The organism is Chitinophagaceae bacterium (assembly GCA_030053935.1).
Taxonomy (GTDB): domain Bacteria; phylum Bacteroidota; class Bacteroidia; order Cytophagales; family JASGCU01; genus JASGCU01.
In genome coordinates, this window is the sequence record JASGCU010000066.1 from 10,649 (window position 1) to 13,269 (window position 2,621).

A 2,621-nucleotide genomic window follows, 5' to 3' on the forward strand; every position below is an offset into this window, starting at 1 on the left:
CTTCCTTCCTTCCTTCCTTCTTTATTTCTTTTGGTTTCTGTCCCCTGAGATGTTTTTTAATTTCAATAAGTCCAACAAGCCCGCTTATAATACCCGATGCAAAGAGTAGATTCTCTTGTGTAAAAAGAGTTTTCAGTGTTTCCAATGCTGTTTCTACTAATTCTATATGCACTAAAAAGCTTCCTTCTTTCAAAGCTTTTACTTTTATTTCAATTTTTTTACCTGTATGGTAATGGTTGTTTAACTCCTGAATTATGGTTGTTGTATGGATTAAACTGCTGATTAAAATCTGTGCATCTACTTGATGCTGCTGACCATCAAACTTTATTTTAAAATCACTTTCTGTTATTTGTTGCTCCATATTTAGAAGGTAAAACGTATTTTTCTCTCTTCGTTATAGTTCTGTAAAATCAAATGTTTCCAAGAAAGCGGTAGTAAAATTACCTGCTTTGAAGTTTTCATTGTCCATAAGTTTGAGATGAAAAGGAATAGTAGTTTTTACTCCTTCTATGACAAATTCACTCAAAGCACGTTTCATTCTTGTTATGGTTTCTGTTCGGGATTGAGCGGTTACAATAAGTTTTCCTATCATAGAATCGTAGTTTGGAGGTATGGTATATCCGGCATATACGTGGCTGTCTATCCTTATTCCGTGTCCTCCTGGCATGTGGAGTTGTGTTATTTTTCCTGGGCAAGGTTGGAATTTATTTCGTGGGTCTTCGGCGTTTATACGGCATTCCATTGAGTGGAGTTGGGGATAATAATTTTTTCCTGATATATTTACACCTGAGGCTACTAAAATTTGTTCTTTTATGAGGTCAAAAGTGGTGACTTGCTCTGTAATAGGGTGTTCTACTTGAATTCTTGTGTTCATTTCCATAAAATAAAAATTTTTATGTTTATCTAAAAGGAATTCTATAGTTCCTGCACCTTCATATTTGATAGATTCGGCACCTGCAATGGCTGCTGCTCCCATTTTTTCTCGTAATTCTTGTGATACAATAGGTGAGGGGGTTTCTTCTAGGAGTTTTTGGTGTCTTCTTTGTATAGAACAATCTCTTTCTGATAGATGGCATACTTTTCCTCTTTTGTCTCCTACGATTTGGATTTCTATATGCCGGGGTTCTTCTACAAATTTTTCTAGATATAATCCATCATTGCCAAAAGCAGTTCCTGATTCTAATTTTGCTTCGTCCCAATATCTTTGAAATTCGCTTTCATCTTTTACTACTCTCATACCTCTTCCACCTCCACCCGCAGTTGCTTTTAATAACACTGGATAACCAATAGCAGATGCTATTTTTTTTCCTTCTTCTACCGAAGAAAGTAGTCCTTTGGAACCTGGTATAATAGGTACTCCTGCTTGCTCCATTGTTTTTTTTGCTGTTGCTTTATCTCCCATAGCCATTATCATTGCGGGGCTTGCACCTATAAATTTAATTTTATGGTCTTCGCATAATTGTGAGAACTCAGCATTTTCTGATAAAAAACCGTATCCTGGATGAATGGCATCGGCGTTTGTAATAAGTGCAGCAGAAATAAGATGAGACGCTTTGAGATATGATTTTATGCTGGGAGGGGGACCTATGCAGACAGATTCGTCAGCAAATTTTACATGAAGAGATTCTCTATCAATAGTGGAATGAACTGCGACAGTTTTTATTCCCATTTCTTTGCATGTTCTTATGATTCTGAGGGCTATTTCACCTCTATTTGCTATAAGTATTTTTTTAAACATATACGTTTTTGTTTATGAAACATCTACTACAAAGAGTTCTTGGTCAAATTCTACAGAGGTTCCATTTTGAACACATATTTTTATTATGGTTCCGCTGACATCAGATTCCAATTCATTAAAAGTTTTCATAGCTTCGATGGTACAAACTTTTTGCTTAGCAGATATTTTATCTCCTTCGGATACGTATGGTGGTTTTCCAGGGGCACTGCTGGTGTAAAAAGTTCCTATGAAAGGAGACCTTATGCTATGTGTATTTCCTGTGGATGGTTCTCCGGTTTTCTTTTTGGGGATATCTTCTGTTATTGGTAAACTATTCACTATTTGTGGTGTTCCAATATGAGAAACAGGAGATGGCATCACAGGTTGATACGCTGGTATTACTTCTTGTCTTGCAGTTTTTTTTGTTTTTATCCAACAATAAGTTGTTTGGATTTCTACTTCTTCTAAATCTTTTTTAGATATCAAATCTATAAGATACGCTATTTCTTCCACTTTTGCACTTTCTTGTAACACTATTTTTGTGTCTTTTACTGTATGCTCTTCCATTATTAAAGTTTATTTTGTGTGTTAAAAAATGAGTAATTGTATTGTTATCCAAAAATAATAAAAAATTCTTTTCTTTTCTTTTTTTTAGTATAAGTATGGTAAATAATAAATTTTTTATCTGTTTTACACAAAAATACAATATTTTCATCAAGCAATTATACAAGATATCTATTATAGCATACAATCTATAGCCGCATATTGCTGTATTTTTTTATTTCCTCAAAAAAATCTTATATTGCATAATTGCATAAATGTATATTGCACCATCGTTCACTTATTTCAACAATGAAACAACTTTTTTTTATACTTTCTTTTTTTGCAGGGCAATTTTATACAA

3 protein-coding genes are annotated in these 2,621 nt (G+C 33.8%); all 3 read right to left on the reverse strand.

Going from position 1 to position 2,621, the window contains the following annotated elements:
- Positions 1-361 (reverse strand): hypothetical protein (locus tag QM536_07270; GenBank protein ID MDI9356803.1); only part of this gene is annotated, 361 nt, incomplete at its 3' end.
- A gap of 33 nt (positions 362-394) precedes the next feature.
- A complete protein-coding gene (gene accC / locus QM536_07275; GenBank protein MDI9356804.1) occupies positions 395-1,738 on the reverse strand; it encodes an acetyl-CoA carboxylase biotin carboxylase subunit in 1,344 nt (447 codons plus the stop codon).
- 12 nt (positions 1,739-1,750) lie between these two features.
- Complete coding sequence (accB, locus tag QM536_07280) at positions 1,751-2,284, reverse strand: acetyl-CoA carboxylase biotin carboxyl carrier protein (protein ID MDI9356805.1); 534 nt, start codon at positions 2,282-2,284, stop codon at positions 1,751-1,753.
- Positions 2,285-2,621: the final 337 nt, after the last annotated feature.

Bases quoted from the DNA above. Each gene is read 5' to 3' on its own strand.
- accC (MDI9356804.1), bottom strand. From the start codon at position 1,738: ATGTTTAAAAAAATACTTATAGCAAATAGAGGTGAAATAGCCCTCAGA.
- accB (MDI9356805.1), bottom strand. From the start codon at position 2,284: ATGGAAGAGCATACAGTAAAAGACACAAAAATAGTGTTACAAGAAAGT.